Genomic DNA, 2,120 nt, shown 5'->3' with positions numbered 1-2,120 from the left:
AACGTTAGGTGCAACCGTCATTAAATTGACTGTCAATTTTAATTTAGTTGCTGCTCTTAGCTGGTTAGACGTTAATTTGCCAACGCTTTATTTAAATGGTGCTTAGAGTTGGCGGACACCGCATTAACGTCTCCCCTATGCTGGTCTTCACGTTTGAGTAGTTAGGGTGTGATCTTTAAACTCAAAGTTGTCGCAGCAACTGTCCTCAGTACCAGGAAAGTTTCGTGTTTTGGGTTTTCAGATTAACGACAGGGAAATTGAGCGGGAAAGATGACCAGATCTTACAATCTCAATGCGGGCAGACAAAGAAACAGCAGCACCTAACACGCGGTCATAGTGCATGGCAGTATTTTTAAACAAAATGTACAAACGTTCTCAGCCAGCTCTTTTCGTCTTGACAGTTCCTATCCTATCGGACAGAAACTGCCACGACACCATACCGCGGGAACGTTGTAGGGCATTTATTCAAACCAAATTGAACATAAGAATTAAAAAAATATGAATGCAAATTTTAAGATTACAAAAGGAACAATAGTAATTATATCCTTATTTCTATACATTACAATTTTACAATCTTGTGATATTAAAAATCGGAAATCTGACAATTATTCTAAAGCAATTGAACTTACCAACGAAGGTGCTCAATTAATGCAACGAATGGAGTATGATAGCGCTTTGGTTTTCTTTAAGAAAGCTATTCGAAAGGATAAAAACTACTACATATCATATTCATATATGACAGGAGTATATATAAGTAAGAAACAATATGATAAAGCATTGAAAGTAAGTAATAAGTTAATTAAGATAAAACCTGATCTTGCTGAAGGGTGGACATTAGCTGGGATGTTATATGATTGGCAGGGAGACTCCATAGCCGCAGCAAAAAATTATAAAAAGAGTATTGAACTATTTAATGATAGAATAAATAATCCTGATGAACAAAAGGATTTATTTGCGAATAAACTTAATCGTGCTATATCATTTATACTTGTAGGACAAGATAAAAAGGGGAAAGATGATTTGGAAAAATTAAAAGCTGAGAATCCAGATTACTTAATGATTGATGAGTTTATAAAAATGAGTAAACGTGATATTATCAAACAAACTATTGACAATCAATAAAAACGCCCTACAACACGCGGTCATAGTGCATGGCAGTACTTTTAAACCCAAAATATCAACGTTCGCGCAAAGCCCTTTTCGTCCTGACAGTTCCTTTCACGGGTGAAAGAAACTGCCACGACACCATACCGCGGGAACGTTGGGCCCAAGGGCGAAAAAAGGGAGTTTAATTTCGCACTGAACTGAGCGGACAATTTCAGCACGAAATTTTTTTCGGCGTTTATGAGACATCTTTTTGAAGAAAAATTTTCAGACTTTGACCTTGTTAATCGGAATGACCTCTTTCCTTCATACTGACTTTTGATTATAAAACTTGATTTTGAGTGATAATACAAACTGACTGTTCGTTTTCGAAAGAATTGCAAACCTTGAGTCTCAATTTATCGTGAAAGACTTTTATGCAATGAAAGTTGTGAACTAAACCAAACGTTGAGTTTAACTTTTTTAGATTAGAGATTAGAACGATTGACAGTTCATTAAAACCTGACTGTAGATTTTTCGGTTGAAAAATTTGACTGAGATATTATATTAAAGAAACCCCAGGGCCCAACACGCGGTGCATAGTGCATGCGGTTCTTTTAATTTGCAAATCCGTATGCATCCTGGCGTCGTTTTCGGCTTGACAGTCTCCACTCCGTGGGACAGTCAACCGCACGACACCATACCGCGGGAACGTTAGGTGCAACCGTCATTAAATTGACTGTCAATTTTAATTTAGTTGCTGCTCTTAGCTGGTTAGACGTTAATTTGCCAACGCTTTATTTAAATGGTGCTTAGAGTTGGCGGACACCGGATTAACGTCTCCCCTATGCTGGTCTTCACGTTTGAGTAGTTAGGGTGTGATCTTTAAACTCAAAGTTGTCGCAGCAACTGTCCTCAGTACCAGGAAAGTTTCGTGTTTTGGGTTTTCAGATTAACGACAGGGAAATTGAGCGGGAAAGATGACCAGATCTTACAATCTCAATGCGGGCAGACAAAGAAACAGCAGCACCTAACAC

General features: G+C 37.9%; 1 protein-coding gene. It reads left to right on the top strand.

Going from position 1 to position 2,120, the window contains the following annotated elements; translation table 11 throughout:
* The first annotated feature begins 498 nt into the window (after positions 1-498).
* On the top strand, positions 499-1,122 hold the full coding sequence (locus ACE1EF_RS20030; RefSeq protein WP_375722490.1) for a tetratricopeptide repeat protein: 624 nt from the start codon (positions 499-501) through the stop codon (positions 1,120-1,122).
* The last annotated feature ends 998 nt before the right edge of the window (positions 1,123-2,120 follow it).

Source organism: Quyinboa sediminis, from assembly GCF_042219855.1.
Classification (GTDB): domain Bacteria; phylum Bacteroidota; class Bacteroidia; order Bacteroidales; family UBA5342; genus JBHJHP01.
Note: the sequence above shows the minus strand (reverse complement) of the source record. Positions and strands in the feature narration are given on the sequence as shown.